This window comes from Vibrio aerogenes, from assembly GCF_024346755.1.
In the GTDB taxonomy this organism is placed as follows: Bacteria; Pseudomonadota; Gammaproteobacteria; order Enterobacterales; family Vibrionaceae; genus Vibrio; species Vibrio aerogenes.
In genome coordinates this window covers 1,678,481-1,695,008 of record NZ_AP024861.1, presented here as the reverse complement: position 1 = coordinate 1,695,008, position 16,528 = coordinate 1,678,481, and the positions used below count along the sequence as shown (strand labels likewise).

At 49.1% G+C, this 16,528-nt stretch carries 18 protein-coding genes; 6 read left to right on the top strand and 12 right to left on the bottom strand.

Annotation, left to right across the window (positions count from 1 at the left end; genetic code table 11):
- The first annotated feature begins 70 nt into the window (after window positions 1–70).
- A complete protein-coding gene (locus tag OCV29_RS07585) occupies window positions 71–310 on the top strand; it encodes an RNA recognition motif domain-containing protein (protein ID WP_073605819.1) in 240 nt (79 codons plus the stop codon).
- Window positions 311–318: 8 nt separating this feature from the next.
- Here OCV29_RS07585 and OCV29_RS07580 read toward each other — a convergent pair whose 3' ends face one another.
- The 11 genes from OCV29_RS07580 to OCV29_RS07530 all read right to left on the bottom strand — a co-directional run bounded on the left by OCV29_RS07580 (window position 319) and on the right by OCV29_RS07530 (window position 11,598).
- Complete coding sequence (locus OCV29_RS07580; RefSeq protein ID WP_139281701.1) at window positions 319–558, bottom strand: hypothetical protein; 240 nt, start codon at window positions 556–558, stop codon at window positions 319–321.
- Entirely contained in the window at window positions 512–1,408 is an 897-nt protein-coding gene (locus tag OCV29_RS07575) for an ROK family protein (RefSeq protein ID WP_073605817.1), read from the bottom strand. The genes OCV29_RS07580 and OCV29_RS07575 overlap by 47 nt, the downstream gene beginning before the upstream one ends.
- A gap of 11 nt (window positions 1,409–1,419) precedes the next feature.
- Window positions 1,420–2,229, bottom strand: coding sequence for a MurR/RpiR family transcriptional regulator (locus tag OCV29_RS07570; RefSeq protein ID WP_073605816.1), 810 nt, complete (start codon window positions 2,227–2,229; stop codon window positions 1,420–1,422).
- Window positions 2,230–2,330: 101 nt separating this feature from the next.
- Window positions 2,331–5,036 (bottom strand): glycoside hydrolase family 38 N-terminal domain-containing protein, encoded by a 2,706-nt coding sequence (locus OCV29_RS07565; protein ID WP_073605815.1) that lies wholly within the window; start codon window positions 5,034–5,036, stop codon window positions 2,331–2,333.
- Window positions 5,033–5,524: a PTS sugar transporter subunit IIA gene (locus tag OCV29_RS07560; RefSeq protein ID WP_073605814.1), complete on the bottom strand. Its 492-nt coding sequence runs from the start codon at window positions 5,522–5,524 to the stop codon at window positions 5,033–5,035. The genes OCV29_RS07565 and OCV29_RS07560 overlap by 4 nt, the downstream gene beginning before the upstream one ends.
- 84 nt (window positions 5,525–5,608) lie before the next feature.
- A complete protein-coding gene (locus tag OCV29_RS07555) occupies window positions 5,609–7,093 on the bottom strand; it encodes a PTS fructose transporter subunit IIC (protein ID WP_073605813.1) in 1,485 nt (494 codons plus the stop codon).
- A gap of 333 nt (window positions 7,094–7,426) precedes the next feature.
- Entirely contained in the window at window positions 7,427–8,260 is an 834-nt protein-coding gene (locus OCV29_RS07550) for a hypothetical protein (protein WP_073605812.1), read from the bottom strand.
- A 210-nt stretch (window positions 8,261–8,470) separates the two neighbouring features.
- A complete protein-coding gene (locus OCV29_RS07545; RefSeq protein WP_073605811.1) occupies window positions 8,471–9,364 on the bottom strand; it encodes an exonuclease/endonuclease/phosphatase family protein in 894 nt (297 codons plus the stop codon).
- Window positions 9,365–9,500: 136 nt separating this feature from the next.
- The gene (locus tag OCV29_RS07540) at window positions 9,501–9,980 is read right to left on the bottom strand and encodes an NUDIX domain-containing protein (protein ID WP_073605978.1); all 480 of its coding nucleotides are present in this window, start codon (window positions 9,978–9,980) and stop codon (window positions 9,501–9,503) included.
- Between the two features lie 152 nt (window positions 9,981–10,132).
- Entirely contained in the window at window positions 10,133–10,639 is a 507-nt protein-coding gene (locus tag OCV29_RS07535; RefSeq protein WP_073605810.1) for a DUF4405 domain-containing protein, read from the bottom strand.
- Between the two features lie 20 nt (window positions 10,640–10,659).
- Complete coding sequence (locus OCV29_RS07530; protein ID WP_073605809.1) at window positions 10,660–11,598, bottom strand: MDR/zinc-dependent alcohol dehydrogenase-like family protein; 939 nt, start codon at window positions 11,596–11,598, stop codon at window positions 10,660–10,662.
- Between the two features lie 85 nt (window positions 11,599–11,683).
- Here OCV29_RS07530 and OCV29_RS07525 point away from each other — a divergent pair, with 85 nt between their 5' ends.
- Complete coding sequence (locus tag OCV29_RS07525) at window positions 11,684–12,145, top strand: MarR family winged helix-turn-helix transcriptional regulator (RefSeq protein WP_073605808.1); 462 nt, start codon at window positions 11,684–11,686, stop codon at window positions 12,143–12,145.
- Complete coding sequence (locus OCV29_RS07520) at window positions 12,142–12,690, top strand: hypothetical protein (protein ID WP_073605807.1); 549 nt, start codon at window positions 12,142–12,144, stop codon at window positions 12,688–12,690. The genes OCV29_RS07525 and OCV29_RS07520 overlap by 4 nt, the downstream gene beginning before the upstream one ends.
- On the opposite strand, the gene OCV29_RS07515 is transcribed toward OCV29_RS07520, so the two are convergent.
- On the bottom strand, window positions 12,687–13,481 hold the full coding sequence (locus tag OCV29_RS07515) for a TSUP family transporter (RefSeq protein WP_073605806.1): 795 nt from the start codon (window positions 13,479–13,481) through the stop codon (window positions 12,687–12,689). The two genes, OCV29_RS07520 and OCV29_RS07515, sit on opposite strands and share 4 nt — an antisense overlap.
- Before the next feature lie 89 nt (window positions 13,482–13,570).
- On the opposite strand from OCV29_RS07515, the gene OCV29_RS07510 reads away from it, so the two are divergent.
- The 3 genes from OCV29_RS07510 to OCV29_RS07500 all read left to right on the top strand — a co-directional run bounded on the left by OCV29_RS07510 (window position 13,571) and on the right by OCV29_RS07500 (window position 16,506).
- A complete protein-coding gene (locus OCV29_RS07510) occupies window positions 13,571–14,584 on the top strand; it encodes a LysR substrate-binding domain-containing protein (RefSeq protein WP_245796978.1) in 1,014 nt (337 codons plus the stop codon).
- A gap of 189 nt (window positions 14,585–14,773) precedes the next feature.
- Window positions 14,774–14,962 carry a hypothetical protein gene (locus tag OCV29_RS07505; RefSeq protein WP_073605805.1) on the top strand — a complete coding sequence of 63 codons (189 nt, stop codon included), beginning with the start codon at window positions 14,774–14,776 and terminating at the stop codon, window positions 14,960–14,962.
- Between the two features lie 161 nt (window positions 14,963–15,123).
- Window positions 15,124–16,506, top strand: a complete 1,383-nt coding sequence (locus OCV29_RS07500) for a GGDEF domain-containing protein (RefSeq protein ID WP_073605804.1) — start codon at window positions 15,124–15,126, stop codon at window positions 16,504–16,506.
- The last annotated feature ends 22 nt before the right edge of the window (window positions 16,507–16,528 follow it).

Genomic DNA, 16,528 nt, shown 5'->3' with positions numbered 1-16,528 from the left:
ATCATTCACTTGGTTTATCCCGTTGAACCTGAGACAATCACCGCGAATTTAATGAAGTAAGCGGTTTATTATGAAACTTTTAGTTCGAAATCTCGCACGAACAATGCAGGAGCACGAAATCCGTGCGCTGTTTTCTGCCCACGGCACAGTATCCGGATGTACACTGGTTTTAGATCAGGAAACGGGTCATTCAAAGGGCTTCGCATTTGTTGAAATGCCGGAGAAGGATGAAGCGGAAGCAGCCATCACTCATTTGAATCTGGCCCGTGTCGACAAAAGCAAAATCCGGGTCAAACAAGCACAGCAATAACGCTGCTTTTAATACCAGACCTTTTGACACCAGATAAAGCCGGTTTGCGTCTGCACCGGCTTTTTGGGTGATGATACCGGTTCATTTCCGGTTTCAACCATCGCCATGATTTTCTTTGCTTTTTCAAAATGCAGGCTGTTTGGGTAGGATCGTACAAAGTACCAGCATTCAGGCTGGTACTTTTTCCGGATGAACATCAAATCAGCGTCCCAGCCACGCCGCGCCGCGAATTCCGCTGCTGTCTCCATATTCTGCTTTCTTAAAACATAACTCTGCGACATCTGTAAACAGATATGGCATGGTTGCCTGAGGTAAGTCCCGGTACAATTCATCCACATTCGACAAACCACCACCCAGGACAATCACATCCGGATCAAGCACGTTAATCAGCGCGGCAAAACATCTGCCCATCTGATCAACCATCTGCTTATAACATTCACCGGCCACCACATCGCCCTGCTGCATCAGTGCGATGATATCCTGAGCTGCAAGTGTCTTGTCCGTTTTAATCCGGTAGCTTTTTTCCAGCCCGGTACCGGAAATAAACTGTTCGACACAGTTATCCCGGCCACAATAACAGGGACGCACCGGGCCATCTTTCTCTTCTGTATACCCCGGCAGCGGGTTATGACCCCATTCGCCGCCAATGGCATTCCGGCCCCCCCACACCTGCTGATTCAGAATCAGGCCGCCGCCGCAGCCAGTCCCTAATATCGCCCCGAAGACCACAACACCGTCTTTACCGGCACCATCAACGGCTTCCGACAGCGCAAAACAGTTGGCATCATTTGCGATATGAATCGTCTTGCCGCTGGCTTTGGCTAAATCAGCCTGCAAATCATGACCGTTTAAAAACGTACAGTTGGCATTTTTAATCAGCCCGGTCGCCGGACTGACAGCACCCGGAAGACCGATGCCAACCTGCTGACACGACTCGCCAGCCTCTTTTTCTGCCAGAACAATCAGGTCTGCAACCGTGGCTACAAACGTATCGTAAGTCTGCGGCGTCGGTGTTCTGTGTCTGAACTGTGTATGGCCTGAATGATCCAGCACACACACTTCCGTTTTGGTTCCGCCGATATCAAATCCTATTAACATAAATCCTCTGTTTATTGAGATTTCGGAAGCAGATAACTTTTCTCAGTTTCCATCCAGGTATCGATCGAATCACGAAACTGGGTAATGTAATGACAATAAAGAAAATCAATGGCCATCAGTAAAGGTAACTGCGCCGAAATCATACCTGTTGATTCTTCCCCGTGAAGTGATGAGGTCAGCAAAACATAATCCGCCAGTGCGGCCATACGTGATTTTTTGTCAGACGTCATGCACACCAGTATGACGCCCCGCTCTTTCAGGGTATGAAGATATTTCACCAGCCGCTCATTCCGCCCGTTCAGCGAAATCACCAACAGCAAATCACCGGCCTGCAGCAACGGGCCGTACATATCCATAGAATCGACATCAGCAATGATATCAACGAACTTTCCCAGCCGCCGGAAACGCAGCTTGAGATCCTGGGCTGCCAGCGTACTGAATCCGGCACCATACACATGAAATCCGGGCCGGGCATGGATTGCCTGGCTTAGTTTCTCTGCCGTTTCCCCGTCAAGCAGCTCATAAACCCGGTGAATAATATTGATATACTCATGATGCAACGCACTGTGCTGATCATCCGCCGTGACCGGCGTTTTTTCATTAAGTTGCTGCTGATAGCGGTAGTAAAACTCCTTGAAAGAAGAAAACCCCAGTTTTTTGGTAAACCGGGTCAGCGAAGAAGCAGAGACATTGATCTGTTTTGCCAGTTGCTCAATCTTATCCGGCACCGGATTCGCCAACAGATAATCAGCAATTTGATGCTCTTTACGGGTAAATCTGACCCGTGCATAAGCGATGGTCATTTGCAAATCGTTATTCATTCTCTTCTTCCGGATCCTGACTGCCTGAAACCCTGTTTCCCCGCCCCCTGCATGTGCAGGGAGCCGTTCTTATCATAACGCGTCTGATTCGGTTGGTCTTATCAGACTGACAAAAATTTGAAGGTTTTCACCTGCTTCGGTGCAAACACCCCCAGCCGGACACGGCCAGCTTCAATCGCTGATTCCCTGCACACAGCTTCATTGAGGTTGACTTCAAAGGCTTGTGTCACGCCGGCCGGCAGCTGAATTTCTCCTGCATGGTCCAGCGCAGAAGACGATGGATTATACAGACGAATCACCACGCCCTCTCCGTCTCCATCCGGTTCAGCCCGTTTCAAGGCACTGCATACCAGTCCCGGCGCATCCACATGAAGCAGGCTCAGTAACGCGGGTACTGGCTGTTCGAGCGGATTCACACCGAAATACTTCATCGTATTGGTAAAGCGATTCAGCTCCTGCTGCTGATAACTCAGGGCAGGCACCGCGAATCGTTGCCACTGCTGCATGATCTCTGCCGGATTAAACTGTCGGTTTACGATCAGTCCTGACCGGAACGACATCCGTTGCAGCAACTGGCTGTCCGGCGTCGGAATGTATTTGAACTGTTGCCCCGAAGCGATACCGGGACGACGTTTCAGGTCGGGTTTACCCAGCCAGCCCACAGAACGAAACAGTGTCAGTGCCAGATCTCCACTTTCCCCGGAGCCACTGGTGTCTCCTTTCAGCGGCTGAATGACTTCATACTCTTTGATCCCGCAGCTGAGCAGTGTCAGTGATTTTTCCGGATGGCACAAAGAGACATGGTGCAACAACGGATAAATACAGGACGGCTCTTCCTTCCAGCTTTTCTCCCGCCAGTCATCAATTCTCGGATGTAAGTGGGGGCGGCTGACGGTACCAAATGGTGTATCCGCCACACTGTCAGTGGTCATCACATCCGTACTGCACACCAGTTGCATGCGGTGATCACAGGCCCGATTCTCAATCTCCAGCCGGATATCCAGCGGCTGTTCATCCGCCAGCGTCAATTCCAGACGAAACGGTACTTTTACGGAGCGTTTTTGTTGCTGACGTTCTGCCAGATTAGCCGGCAACAACCAGGAACCTTCAATCATCATGGTCTGGCTGAGTGACGTATGCCTGACCTGAACGTCAGTGTCGCTGAAGTCCAGCCGGAGAATCCAGTCCTGTTCCGGGGGAGAATAGTCATAATTATCCCCGTCGTCCCCCATATCCCGGACAAAGAGAAAGTCCGGCCAGTGAGCTCCGGTCTGATGATCATCCAGTGTCAGACGGCCATCAGCAAAGGTAATCGTGCACTGGCTGTGAGCCATTTGCAGCGGTGACTGCGAATGTTTTAATTCCGGCCATGCCATTTGCTGTGATTGCCCTGACTGCGGTGAGTTTTCCCTGACATGCAGGCAACGCAAACCGAGCGCGGGCAGTGCCAGCATCACTTCAATCTGATGCTGATAGTAATACAGGGATGGATCATGCTCATTTTCACTGCGCCGGACAGAACCCCGATAGCAACGCTCTGACTTCAGCACAGTGAAGTCAACCCATGCACCGGTTTCATCATGTAAGGTGAAATGCGGCTGCTCTGTATCCATGCCGGCAATCACCCGATCACAACGGGCATATGGCAGCGTGTTATAAAATACGACTTTGTCCGGTACATCACTGCAACCCACAGATTCCGATAATTTACGCAGCAAAAAGTCAACACCCGCGGCAGACATTTGATCGGCATGCACCAGACGTTGCAAAATCTGCTGGTTTGTCCGGTCACTGTTACAACCGCCGGCGCTGTCATGTGCGTGACAGCGTAACAGCTGTTTCCAGATACTGTTCACCATCGATGACTTATACGGAATGCCCAAATGATCCGCCAGCACCATCAGAGGCTCAAGAACATGTGTCAGGCGGGTTTCCACCTGATCATTAAGCTGCTTATGATCATAACGGGTAGAATAGATAGAGCGGTGAATTTTAGAGAACTGAGCATCAATCATCTCTCCTTCCACGATAAACGGTTCGCTCACCTGAGCCTGAATTCCGGCAAATAAAGCCTCATAACTGCTTTCAACAAACTGATGTCCGGCATGCGTATGCTGATTGTAATGGGTAAGGCGATCTTTCAGCCCGGTATCGGTTTTGATCTGGTCAGCGCCAAAAGGAAACGGCACATGTGTGCTGCGACTGCCCTGAGACACCATCGCAACAATATCATCCGGCGCCATACCGGCAATCTGTGGTTCTGCCAGATAGTAACCGTTGCGAATCTGATAACAGCTGACTTCGCTGCCATCTTCACTCCGCCAGTTAAATTCACGCCACGGGCAGGTATCACTGGATAATCCCCGCCAGAACACACTGTGCTGAATACCAAATCCGGCATAAATTTTCGGCATATCAATGCTCTGGCCGAATGCATCAGGCGCGTACCCCATCATCCAGCATTTTCCCAGTGCTTCCGCCGCCCGGATACCCAACAACAGATTCCGGACAATGGATTCACCACTCACAATCAACTGATCGCACTGCGTATACCAGGGACCGGTTTTTAAATGACCATGTTTTACCAGTCGCTGCAATTCTTGCCGGTTTTCCGGCACCAGTTCAAGATAGTCCTCCACAATGCTCATCTGACCATCAAGAATATATTGATTCAGTTGTCCTGATCTCAGGGCCTGAAGCAGATCATCCATATGATAAACCAGCTGTACCGAAGATTCCGGATGGGTGAAATACCATTCAAAATCCCAGTGGGTATGCGGTATCACATGAACTGTCTTTTCACTCATATTTTGCCTCCGGTGACACCTTCAATTGCCTCGGTAATCGCTGCTTTATCGCCATGGTTAAGCACATCACGAAATTCCTGCTTCATGTTGGCACGCGAAATCGCAATCAGAGGCGCCATCGCCGTTTCATCCCCTTTGACCGGAATCGCAAACGCCACCGCGGTTTTCACCGGGCTGTCATCCATGGTTTCCCAGACAATATCATGGTCAAAATGCACCACCCAGATCCCGGCATGTTTCACTTGCTTGCTTTTGGCATGTGGTGTGGCGATCCCATTCTTGAAACCTGTCGTATCTTTGGTTTCCCGTTCAACTAATGCAGAGAACAAAGTGTCCGCAGAGCCCACATAACCGGCCTGATACATCTGCTGCGCAATAAACTTCAGCGCCTGATCCCGGCTGGTGGAGTTGGGGTCACGGATCACGTGATCCGCCTGAAATGAGGGGCGAACTTCCCCGGACGATTTTTTAAACCATTTGCTCAACATATGCTTTCCTCAATTTATTCTGCCAGACCCGCTCTTCTGACCAAGTCATGATTTCTATGTCATTACTTAACTTAGCCTGAGTTATTATTCAGCCTGAGCGATTTTCGGACGCCAGAAGCCAATGATCACTGCTGTCAGTAAAATACCGGCACCGGTACAGAGCAGCCAGGACACAACCGGCACCGGCTGTTCGATATACCCGATAACGGTCCCCAGCGGTGACCCCAAACCGCCATAGTTTTTAATCCCCCACAGGCCAACCAAACCGCCAGCCAGCGCCGAGCCACACACACTGGCAACAATGACCTGCAACGGATGCGCCGCAGCAAACGGTATTGCACCTTCGGATACCCCGACCAGTCCCATTGCACATGCCGCATTCGCCGTATTCTTTTCTTCAGCATTGAATTTATTCTTAAACAGCCGCGAAGCGACAAACACCCCCAGCGGCGCAATAGAAATCGCGGCCTGAACCGCAGTAAACGGCAGCAGATTAGCCCCTTCCACACCATACTGTCCGAGCGTGTCGACAAACACAGCCGTACTGAAGACATAAGCGGTTTTGTTGATTGGTCCCCCAAAATCAAAGCCGATCATGCCACCGATCACCGCCCCAATCAGGAAAGAGGAACTTTTATACTCGGTAATCAGCACATTTAATCCGTGATACATGGTATCCATCGCCAGAGAAATAGGTTTTCCGATGCCATAAAGGACAAAAATGAAGATAAAGAAGGTAGAGATCACCGGAATAATCATAATCGGCACAGCCGGACGAAGAATTTTCGGCCACGGCACCCGTTTGAGGTACAGCACAAAGTAACCGACAATAAATGCAATCAGCAGCGCAGCCAGAAAACTCCCGCCGGTTTTGGTGCCAAGAAATGTCGGATCATTGGCAATATAGGCACCAATCATGGCCGGTGCAATCGCCGGACGATCAGCGATAGAGTTCGCGACAAATCCGGCAAACAAAGGGATCATCAGGGTAAAACCGACTTTACCAACGGTGAACAGGTGCGACATGAAATAGCCCAGCGCTGTGGTTTCATCGAATCCCCAGTTCACCAGGTGTCCCTGTGCATCACTGTTAAATGCAAAAATATTCGCCAGTGCCAGCAACAACCCGCAAGTCGCCATCGGAATCATGTAGCCGACACCACTCATGGTATGTCGGAAAAAAGCATTGTGGCTGGAGGTTCCAATGGTCACCCCGCCCCCAACCTGAGTGCCTTTGGCACTTTGAATCACATCGGATACGGTTTCGGCTTTGGTTTTGGCCGCTTCGATGACTTGCGCGGCATCTGCAATGGCATCATTGGTCGAAACCTGATAGACCCGTTTACCGGCAAAACGCGCTAAAGGAATCGTGACATCACTGGCAATAATCACCAAATCAGCCGCTGCAATCTCAGATTCGGTCAGCGGAGTTTGTGTGCCAATGTTACCCTGAGTTTCCACCCGGATATCATAACCATTCTGTTTACCCGCCTCTATCAGGGCTTCCTCTGCCATAAATGTGTGCGAGATACCCGCAGCACAGGAGGTTATTGCTACTACTTTCATCATGATTACCGCCTTGTCAGCATCAATGTAGGGATTAAAAACAGGTCATCACACTGACTCTTTTTTTATGGTCTGGCCTTTGGGCCCGACTGTTTTTTCCATCTGACAATTTTTTTGCCACGGTCAGGTGATAGTTTTCACCATACTCCTGTCTGGCGGTTTAGCAAAAAACTTTCATTTTAAAGTTTAATACCGGTCACAATAGATATTATTTTGAATCTTTTTTTCAAAAAATGACCATTTTAAAGATAATATTTTCATCAGTAATACCAGTTCCGCTTATTTTTTGATCAGAATGAATCTGGTTCCGAAAACCGCTCAAGACATCCTGTACGCTTAAACAGGGGAAAAGCCGGCTTTTTTCGGACACACAACATGAGCCGCTTTCAGGTGATACATCTCAACTTCAGGATGACTGAAAAAACCCATCTCCCAGGGATTCTTCATAATGAAAAGTTCTTGTATCTGTGCAAATACCGGGTGGGTTGCCGGCACCTGAAACACTTCCCCTTCGATGATGCTGTAATTCCACTCAATCGCGTGTTCGAAGGTAAATGTCGCCCGGCTGTCGATAGCAAAATAACACCGGTTTTTACGTCTCAGCAGTTTGGATTTAAATGTGCTGGGAAAGGTGATGAAAAAAATATCATCTTCTTTGGTCGATAAAAAAGCCATGACTGTGGTATGCGGCTGTTGCTCAGCATAGGTCAACAGAACGCCGATTTTATTGTCGTGTTCAGCATCATCGATTGCAGGCAATATTTCTAAGGGAGTCACTGGTAAAGGAGATGGCTGTCTGGCATCCTCCGGGAAATCATAACCTGCCGCTTTGTATTCCATCACAGCTGACAGACCATAAAATACCTGATATTCCACAGCCTCAATGATGGCTTCCCACTCAGAAATCTCCGTAACCACGCCCTTAAAAGATAACCGGTAAACTTTTAATTCCGCATCATATTCAGAGACACCGGTCCGGTTATCCAGATGCAGGGTCACCCGCTGATCCGGCCTGAGCTGATGCCCCTTGGGAAAAATCAGCCTCAGTCGGGTATCGGATAAGAGATGCACACCACAGATGTAAACATCCATTCCCTGCTCAGGATAGGTTCCCATCACGCCTAACAAATGTGTACCAAGTAACGCTTCAAGTTGATTTCCGGATGTCATATTTTCTTCTTCTCCTTAGAGCACGCTCTGGGTATATTATCCGATCAGGCACATCAGTCAGATGTGCCTCCATCTGATAATCGTTGCTTACTATAAACCCGGAGCGTATGTCGTTTCAATTTCCGGTGCCACAAATAAACCTCTGAATGACGACCGAAAAACATCAAAATGACGACAGGAAAACCTCGCAGTGACGACAGGATGCGTGATTCAGGGGGTCACTGTATATCGCCACCAGGCGGCAACCGGGGGATGATCAGACAACGGCTGTCCCTGATCATTCTTATCATCTTCTCTGACCATATAGTCGACCAGATTCAGCTGAACTTTGTCCGAATTGCGATACAGAATTTTATCGACGATCTCACAGGTTGCAGAGGTTGTGGCTGGTATGCAAACCAACGCGTCAGCACCTGCTGCAGGCGGTTGATGATCACGCAGCAACGTGAGCCAGGCATCCTGAAAACCAGCCTCAGAGAAAATACGGATATTGTCTCCTGAACGCGTATAGCGGGTATTGGTATCCCCCATCACAATCACAGGCTGGCCGGCAGAAAACCACGAGATAAATGTGAGTAACTGCTGCAGGTTTTTGCGCCGGACGATTAAATCTTCTTCACCCGTCTGCGCCTGCGCATGCAGGTTATACACATCGACAATCACATCCGGTGCCAGAGATACTCTTGCAACCGTAAAACCTTTGGGGGTCAGACAATCAACACCATTGCAGTCATCCCACGACTCGCGGCGCATATTGCTGAACGGAAAACGACTCATGGTATTCAGCCCGCTGCCAAATCCGGCCGGACCCGAGGTAGACGAACGGTATGGATGGTTATTACAGGTATCATAAAGCGCCGCATGATAGTTAAAATCTTCTTGCACATTAACGATATCGAACTCGTTGACATAGCAGCTGATCAGACCGGTTGCTTCTTTACGACTGGATTCAGCGCTGGAGACAATCTGCGGGAGTCCGGCAACATTGTATGTTAACGTTGAAAAAGTTCCGGCGGTGGTTGCTGCATAAGAAGTTGCGATCGTCGTACAGACAATCAATCCTGCCAGTATTCCCTGCCTGAAAAAGTGGTTCCGCTTTATCATTTGTTCTTCCTTATCTGTCATCATGAATAATCAATAATACGAATATAATCCATATGAATATAAATTCATATTATTATAGATAAATGATCGTTTCATGACGTTGCGATTCAGACGAACGCAATCAAGACAAGACGGGTTAAAGATGATTTGTCACTTCATCATTCCCCTGCCGGTAACTTCCCAGATGCACAGAAAACTGCCTGGCTTCAATCATGCCGGCCAGCTGTGCAATATCTGCCGGGTAAGTTCTGATTCCGGCCAAATGATCCAGCGGTACCCATTCAACCTGCTGAATAAACGCTTCGTCATTCAGGCCCTTCAGATTCCTTATATGCGGTTCACCGGTAAAATGAGTCACATGGTAAAAAAACTCGGCGTTGTAACGCTGTGGTGATGCTTCAAGAAATTCGCGGACACAAATTAACGCTCCGACTTCAACCTCAATTCCGGCTTCTTCCAGAAATTCTCTTTGCAGGCATTTTCTGGTGCTGAGGTCGCCTGCTTCAAACCCACCGCCGGGCGGAATCCAGTATTCCCCGGTTGAGTCTTTCACTTTCAGCAATAGCACAGATGCGTCAGAGATAAGAATCCCTGCGGCACGAATACGGTGTTCCATCATTGAATTCCCCGGATTTTTCATACAAGAGCACATATACTGCAGGCTGCACCGGGGATCGACAAGAGAAATTCACTCATTTCCCGCAAGGGGCTGGTGTCAAAAATTTTCTGAAACGGCTTGCTGCGCGGGATACGGACGGCTCACACGGGTTATTCGTCAAGAATGATTAATCCCAAAAGATGGAATTCATCGGTATCGTACCGGTGTGCCAACTCCCTGATCGTCTGACCCGGTTCAGCCAGAATGCCGTGCGACGCCAGATTCTGGATAAATGTCTCCTGTCGGACCCGTTTCGCATCGGCCAGTGCAGATAACGGCGCGTTGACTAATATTTCAGCAATCGGCCATTTCAGCTGAGGGGCGGTGATCCGGCCGAAAGAAAAACCAGAGATCAACAGAATCAGGGTAAATATCACCACATTCGTCCGGCCCCATACAGATTGAAGATGATTTTTCAACGGCCGGAAATGCATCGTGAGATGACCGGCCACAGCCAGCAAAAATATCCACGAAAACCATTCATGCACAAAGCTGATATATCCCGGCACAATATCAAAGAACATCAGAATGCCGCTCAGGCTCATCAGAATAAAAGAGCCAATAGTGAGAGGTGTCGACCAGATTCTCACACGAAGTTTTTCATTCATTTTCATCATGCTATCCTCCGCAGGTGCCGTTAAGGTGTCAGTACAATCCGTTCACTGCTGTTCACCATGTTCCAGACGCAGCTGACCTCAGACAGCGGAACAACGTTCACATCAATGAAAAGCCGCCCGGATACAATTTCACTGACCAGTAACGGTAGTTCGGTGAGAATCTCCTGTGCGTCAACTGCCCCCAGCCCGCTGCCAATGATCTGAACATCGGCTGATCGCAGCAGCGCTCCCGGAATAGGTGCTTCTTCTCCCGCCATTGACCCCACGTGTATCCACGTCAGCTGCTGGGTACGATCTTTCCGGTATTTGAGCAACGACATCATCAGCTTGCCGGTGTTTTCCCCCCAGATAAAATCGAGAACCACATCCACCTCGCTGGCCAGCTGCCCGAGTTTCGGATCAGTCAAAGTGACGGTATCGGTCGCTCCCAAATCAGCAAGTGCCGCCAGTTTCTGTTGATTTCGTCCCGCCGCGATAATCCCAGCCGCCCCCTGATAGAGCGCAACCTGAACAGCCATCTGACCCGAGCTGCCGGTGGCTCCCAAAATCAACACTTTCTGGCCCGGCAAAAATCCGGTACGACAACGCAGCGCCAGCCATGATGCCATCGCAGGATTCATCGCGGCTGCGACCCGGATCGGATCACAAACTTCAGGCAGCCTGAGACTGTACTCGGGCATAATCACGGTTTTTTCCGCCATCGACCCCGGTTGTCCCGGTGCCTGAACAAAATAACGCAAAGTGCCGTCCGCTCCGCGGCCAACCCCATCAACGCCGGGAACAAAAGGCAGCACAGCATCTGATGAATAATGTGCGCCACTTGCTCTGCCGCGGGTGAGATGGTGTAAGCCCGCCGCCAGAACATCAACCTGCATTTCCTGAATATGTTTCGGAACAGGTTCGGCAATATCAGCATATTGTGGGGGATGATTAAACGAGGTAATAACAGCTGCTTTCATAACCCTTTCTCCGGTTGGATTAAAATTTAGTTCGTATAACGAACTATAATAGATTCGTAATACGAACTATGTCAACATAAGCGTCATGAAAATACATAACCCACATCCACCCAGACAATTCAATTCGGCCAGCGAAGGCCTGATTGATGCGCTCGTACCGGCCGCATTCTCAACCATGGCCGTCCTGAATAAGATTGCCGCAGAAAACGACGTATCACTGACGCTGCTCCGGGTACTGGGCATACTGGCAGACCGGCGCCCGAGAATGGCTGAACTGGCTGAGTATCTCGGACTGGAAAAACAGACCATGTCCGGGTTAATCGCCCGTGCAGAAAAAAGAGGGCTGGTACTGAGAAAGCCGAATGAGGAAGATGGCAGAGCAACGGATGTACTGCTGACGGATGAAGGGGCAACTCTGGTTCAGGCACTGTATCAACAAGTACAACAGGCTTTGACTCCCCTGACCGGAAAACTCACTGAACCGGAACAGCAAAACCTTCAGAGATTGCTCTACCGCATGCTTGAACCCCGGAGAGACCAGAGATGAGCCTGAGAAAAATTTTTATTCTGTCTTTTATCCTGTTTTGTGTATGTAACATCGGTGTATTTTCAATCGATCCTTATATGAAAAATGATGTCACCCCACAGGGAATCATCTCTTTTGAGCTGATCGGGACAATACAACATGCACATGAGGCTTTCACTGCATGGGGTGCAACCGGCCAGATGGCTGCGGGGCTGAGTATCGGACTGGATTATCTGTATATTTTTCTTTATCTCATTATGGGTATGTCCGGTTTCCGGCTCATCACACAAAAGACAGCCCGCTATTCATTGAACGTTGCCCGGTTTATCCGGTACTTCTCATTTCTGTGCCCACTGACGGCATTGTGTGATTTCACGGAAAATTACGCGCTGATACAGCTTCTGACCGGATCACAAAACACACTTTGGCCGCGTATGGCCCATCTTTGTGCCACCGGGAAATTTACCGGCTCAGCCCTGTGTCTCCTGCTGGCACTGGCCGGTTTTCTGTTCGCAACATTTCAGGACATGCGGAATCAGGCAGCAAAAGAATCACAGATCAGTTAAACCAGCGCTGTCTGCCAGAGATGTTCATAGATCAGTTTTGCTGTCATCAATACTGTGACTGAAATAAATACCGGCCTGACGATCCGGTGACCATGTGAAATCACAAACCGGCTTCCGGCCAGTGAGCCAATGATTTGTCCGATTCCCATGACCATCCCCAGCGTATAATCGACATGGCCCAGGACGATAAATAAAATCAGGGAAATCACATTACCGGCCAGATTCAGCGGCTTGGTCATCATACTGGCCTGACGCAGGGTATAACCGAGTAAAATCACGAAAGCAATCATCCATAATGAACCGGTACCCGGACCAAAAAAGCCATTATAAAAGCCAATCGATACGCCACATAGCACCATAAAGCGGGATGAAGACATTTTCGCGGGGGCCTCAGTGACCGACTTCAGCTGCTTCGACATCACGGAATACAGGGTAATGGCACACATCAGCACCGGCAACAACACTTCCAGTGCCTCTTTATCAATCAGGCTGACCGCAAAAGAACCGGCCAGCGCCCCGGCGGAGGCACAAACAAGCCCGGTGATCAAACCTTTCTGCGGTAACGGCTGGCTGGAAAGAAAAATCACGGAAGTCGTCAGCTCTCCGACCACGGCCTGCAACCGGTTAGTACCAAGAACAACCATCGGCGGCAACCCCGCCAGCAACAGTGCCGGTACAGTCATTAATCCCCCGCCACCAGCAATGGCATCCACAATGCCGGCAATCACCGAGACCACAAACAAAAACAGATAAATTCCGTCTCCGGCATTCAACAACGATAAATATTCCATGCATGCTCCTTTATCACGGTCGTTATTTCTACGCAACGAATGTTATTTCTCCGTGACGAATGTTATTTCTCCAGGACGAATGTTGTAACATGCCGGATCATGTAGTTAAATTAATCTATTCTTATTCCATCATTAATTTTTTCTTCATGCTCACATCAAAAGATATCGAATTTTTTATCACGATTGCCGCCAGCCGTTCTCTGGCAGCGGCCGCAAGAAAAATGAATGTCACTCCGCCGGGTGTTTCCCAGCGGCTGCAACAAATTGAGCGAAAACTGGGGGTGGTGCTGGCAGAAAGAAATGCCCGCTCGATTTCTCTTACCGCCGAAGGTGAGCTTCTGGCCCGGCAGGGACAACATATTCTGACTGAGCTGGAAAATCTTCAGCAGGATGTTTCTGATGCAAAACAGGCGATTTCCGGCTCACTTAAAATCGTCTCACCACTGGGGCTCGGTATCTCCCATATCGGCCCGCTGGTTGCGGAATTTCAACGCCGTTATCCGGCCATCAACGTCGAACTGAATTTATCCGATGCACCAAAATGGTCTGCCCATCACAGCCCGGATATCATGCTGTATATCGGTCATCTGGAAGATTCATCACTCAAGAGAGTTGTCCTGGCGAAAAACCGGCGTTTACTGCTGGCATCCCCCGCTTATATTCAGTCGGCACCGAACCTGAATCATCCCCGCGATCTGGCACACCATCGCTGTATTGCCCTGCGGGAAAATGATGAAGATGCCACCATGTGGCGCTTTACTGATCGCACAAATTTACAAACGCTCAGCGTCCGGATAGCACCGGTTTTATCGAGCAACGTCGGTCAGGTAACCAAAAACTGGTGTCTGTCCGGACAAGGTATTATTCAGCGTTCGGAATGGGATGTCCGGTCCGAAATTCAATCCGGCGCACTGACCGAACTGATACCCGGCTACCGGCTGGCTGATGCTGATATCGTCGCTCTGATGTCTTCTGATCGCTTCCGTCGCCCCGGTAAAATCACCGTTTTTCTTGGATTTTTGCAGCAATATCTGCCAGCCCGGCTGAATGAAGATCAGGCGGGTTTCCCGGAAAATGCAACCGGACAGCCTCAACTGTTGTAAATTTGAGCAACAGTTAGCAAAAATGAGCAGAAAAATACGCCAGATTCACAGCTTTGACCGCGATCAGCCGCTTTGGTTTTAGAGGAGTGACCCCGAAATGAACTGAAGATGTCCCGGATATTGCCTGAAAAATGCACCTTCACGGGATTTGTGTATAAACTTAAACCAATACGATGAAAGGAGCTTGTTATGACTTTACTGGAACAGGCACAAGCGTTGCTGGAAGGACCAGTGACACTGCAAACACTGAATGATCTGGAAACACTGTCCGAACAGGCAAGCGGCGAAGAGAAAGAGCAAATCGGTGATCTGATTGAAACCGCCATCATCAGCGCACCGCTTGACGTGATTGAACAATATCAGGCATCGTTAAGTTAACCTGACTCATCTGCGGTGTCTCGTGCGGTTCAACAGAACCAACAGCCATCATCACCGGGTAACATGCTGACTCAACATCCATTAATCTTTCTCAGGCGAAAGCAATCATGACCTGATGCGTCTAATCTTATAAGTAACAGCGCATGACAAGGTGAGAGAAGATGACAACAGGGAAGAAAATTACGGCAAGAAAGTATTCTCTGATGCTGTTGGCAATGACCGCAGGTAAGTACCTCAATACCATCACTATCCTGCTCGGTATTGCACTGTTGACCGTCGATATCACCGGCAGCTCTCTTTTCTCACAAATACATCCGTCGCTGGCAGCGACCAATCCGGTGGCGATTGTTATCGCCTTGATGCTTTGTATGAGCCACCTGTTTTATCAGGTCAAGTTCCACCAACCCATTTTCCTCCTGTCCGTAGTGTTGCTGGCCGGATTAATCAGTTTTTTTGATTTTGGCTTTAATTTTTTCTTTCACGATAAAGTCATTACCCTGACCGGCTTCCTGCTCAGTCAAATGGCCGATGGTCAGTTTGATGCCATCGGCAATAACATGATTCTGACCTGTATGTTCTATATCGTCGCGGTGATGCTCCGGCTGCGCCAAAAGTATTATGCATTCCAGTTTTTCACCCTGACCGGACTGGCAATACCTTTTACTGCCAGCCTCGGGTATTTTTTTGATGCGCAACAACTGTATTTTCAGATGTCAGTATCGACCGTGATCATCTGCTTTATGGTCGCGCTTTCAGGGCTGGGAATGACTGCCAACAAAGGCGCGATCAAATTATTCATGACGCCCAATCTGGTCGGGACAGTTGCGAGAATGCAGTTTCTGTTTTCCCTCTCATTTTGTTTGATTGTCGGTATCGCCCTGCCACACCTGTCTGACCAAATGGACCTGTTATCAGCCTACGAATTATTTGTAACCCTGGCCGCCATTTTTATGTCGGTACTGATTTATATCAGCACGATTATTTTGGGCAAATCGGAACAAAAAAAGAGGCTGGCGGAAAAAGAGATGCAGCGACTGCTGGTCACAGACCCGCTGACCGGTTTATATAACCGGCGCGGGCTGGAGTATGAGATCCAGAAAGCGCTGAATGCCCAGTCCAGATATGGCGGAGACATTTCCATTCTGATTCTGGATTTAGATCACTTCAAATCCGTCAATGATAATTTTGGACATGATACCGGCGATTTATTCTTAAAAACGGCAGCCGCAGTCTTCAAGTCCGAAGTCAGAAAGCATGATATTGTCAGTCGCTATGGGGGTGAAGAATTTCTGGTTCTTTTACCCAACACCCCGGAGCAAGAAGCAAAAACAACTGCAGAAAGGTTACGGATGGCTCTGGAGTCGAAAGATTTCGGTATCCTGTGCGGTCAGCCTTATCGCCAGACGGTTTCCATTGGCGGGACAACAATTCCGGCCTCCCGGCCGGATATCAGCAGTTCAATCAAACTCGCCGACCGAATGCTTTACCAGGCTAAAAATGATGGCAGAAACCGCTCTGTGATATACCAGCATTGTGGCAAATAAGGATCATCAAACCATATCAGTA

What these genes read in the sequence shown, in the direction of transcription:
- OCV29_RS07505 (WP_073605805.1), top strand. Translation starts at nt 14,774, where the DNA reads ATGACTTTACTGGAACAGGCACAAGCGTTGCTGGAAGGACCAGTGACA.
- OCV29_RS07515 (WP_073605806.1), bottom strand. Translation starts at nt 13,481, where the DNA reads ATGGAATATTTATCGTTGTTGAATGCCGGAGACGGAATTTATCTGTTT.
- OCV29_RS07555 (WP_073605813.1), bottom strand. Translation starts at nt 7,093, where the DNA reads ATGATGAAAGTAGTAGCAATAACCTCCTGTGCTGCGGGTATCTCGCAC.
- OCV29_RS07535 (WP_073605810.1), bottom strand. Translation starts at nt 10,639, where the DNA reads ATGATGAAAATGAATGAAAAACTTCGTGTGAGAATCTGGTCGACACCT.
- OCV29_RS07545 (WP_073605811.1), bottom strand. Translation starts at nt 9,364, where the DNA reads ATGATAAAGCGGAACCACTTTTTCAGGCAGGGAATACTGGCAGGATTG.
- OCV29_RS07510 (WP_245796978.1), top strand. Translation starts at nt 13,571, where the DNA reads ATGCCGGATCATGTAGTTAAATTAATCTATTCTTATTCCATCATTAAT.
- OCV29_RS07550 (WP_073605812.1), bottom strand. Translation starts at nt 8,260, where the DNA reads ATGACATCCGGAAATCAACTTGAAGCGTTACTTGGTACACATTTGTTA.
- OCV29_RS07500 (WP_073605804.1), top strand. Translation starts at nt 15,124, where the DNA reads ATGACAACAGGGAAGAAAATTACGGCAAGAAAGTATTCTCTGATGCTG.
- OCV29_RS07540 (WP_073605978.1), bottom strand. Translation starts at nt 9,980, where the DNA reads ATGGAACACCGTATTCGTGCCGCAGGGATTCTTATCTCTGACGCATCT.
- OCV29_RS07580 (WP_139281701.1), bottom strand. Translation starts at nt 558, where the DNA reads ATGGAGACAGCAGCGGAATTCGCGGCGCGGCGTGGCTGGGACGCTGAT.
- OCV29_RS07530 (WP_073605809.1), bottom strand. Translation starts at nt 11,598, where the DNA reads ATGAAAGCAGCTGTTATTACCTCGTTTAATCATCCCCCACAATATGCT.
- OCV29_RS07585 (WP_073605819.1), top strand. Translation starts at nt 71, where the DNA reads ATGAAACTTTTAGTTCGAAATCTCGCACGAACAATGCAGGAGCACGAA.
- OCV29_RS07575 (WP_073605817.1), bottom strand. Translation starts at nt 1,408, where the DNA reads ATGTTAATAGGATTTGATATCGGCGGAACCAAAACGGAAGTGTGTGTG.
- OCV29_RS07560 (WP_073605814.1), bottom strand. Translation starts at nt 5,524, where the DNA reads ATGTTGAGCAAATGGTTTAAAAAATCGTCCGGGGAAGTTCGCCCCTCA.
- OCV29_RS07520 (WP_073605807.1), top strand. Translation starts at nt 12,142, where the DNA reads ATGAGCCTGAGAAAAATTTTTATTCTGTCTTTTATCCTGTTTTGTGTA.
- OCV29_RS07525 (WP_073605808.1), top strand. Translation starts at nt 11,684, where the DNA reads ATGAAAATACATAACCCACATCCACCCAGACAATTCAATTCGGCCAGC.
- OCV29_RS07570 (WP_073605816.1), bottom strand. Translation starts at nt 2,229, where the DNA reads ATGAATAACGATTTGCAAATGACCATCGCTTATGCACGGGTCAGATTT.
- OCV29_RS07565 (WP_073605815.1), bottom strand. Translation starts at nt 5,036, where the DNA reads ATGAGTGAAAAGACAGTTCATGTGATACCGCATACCCACTGGGATTTT.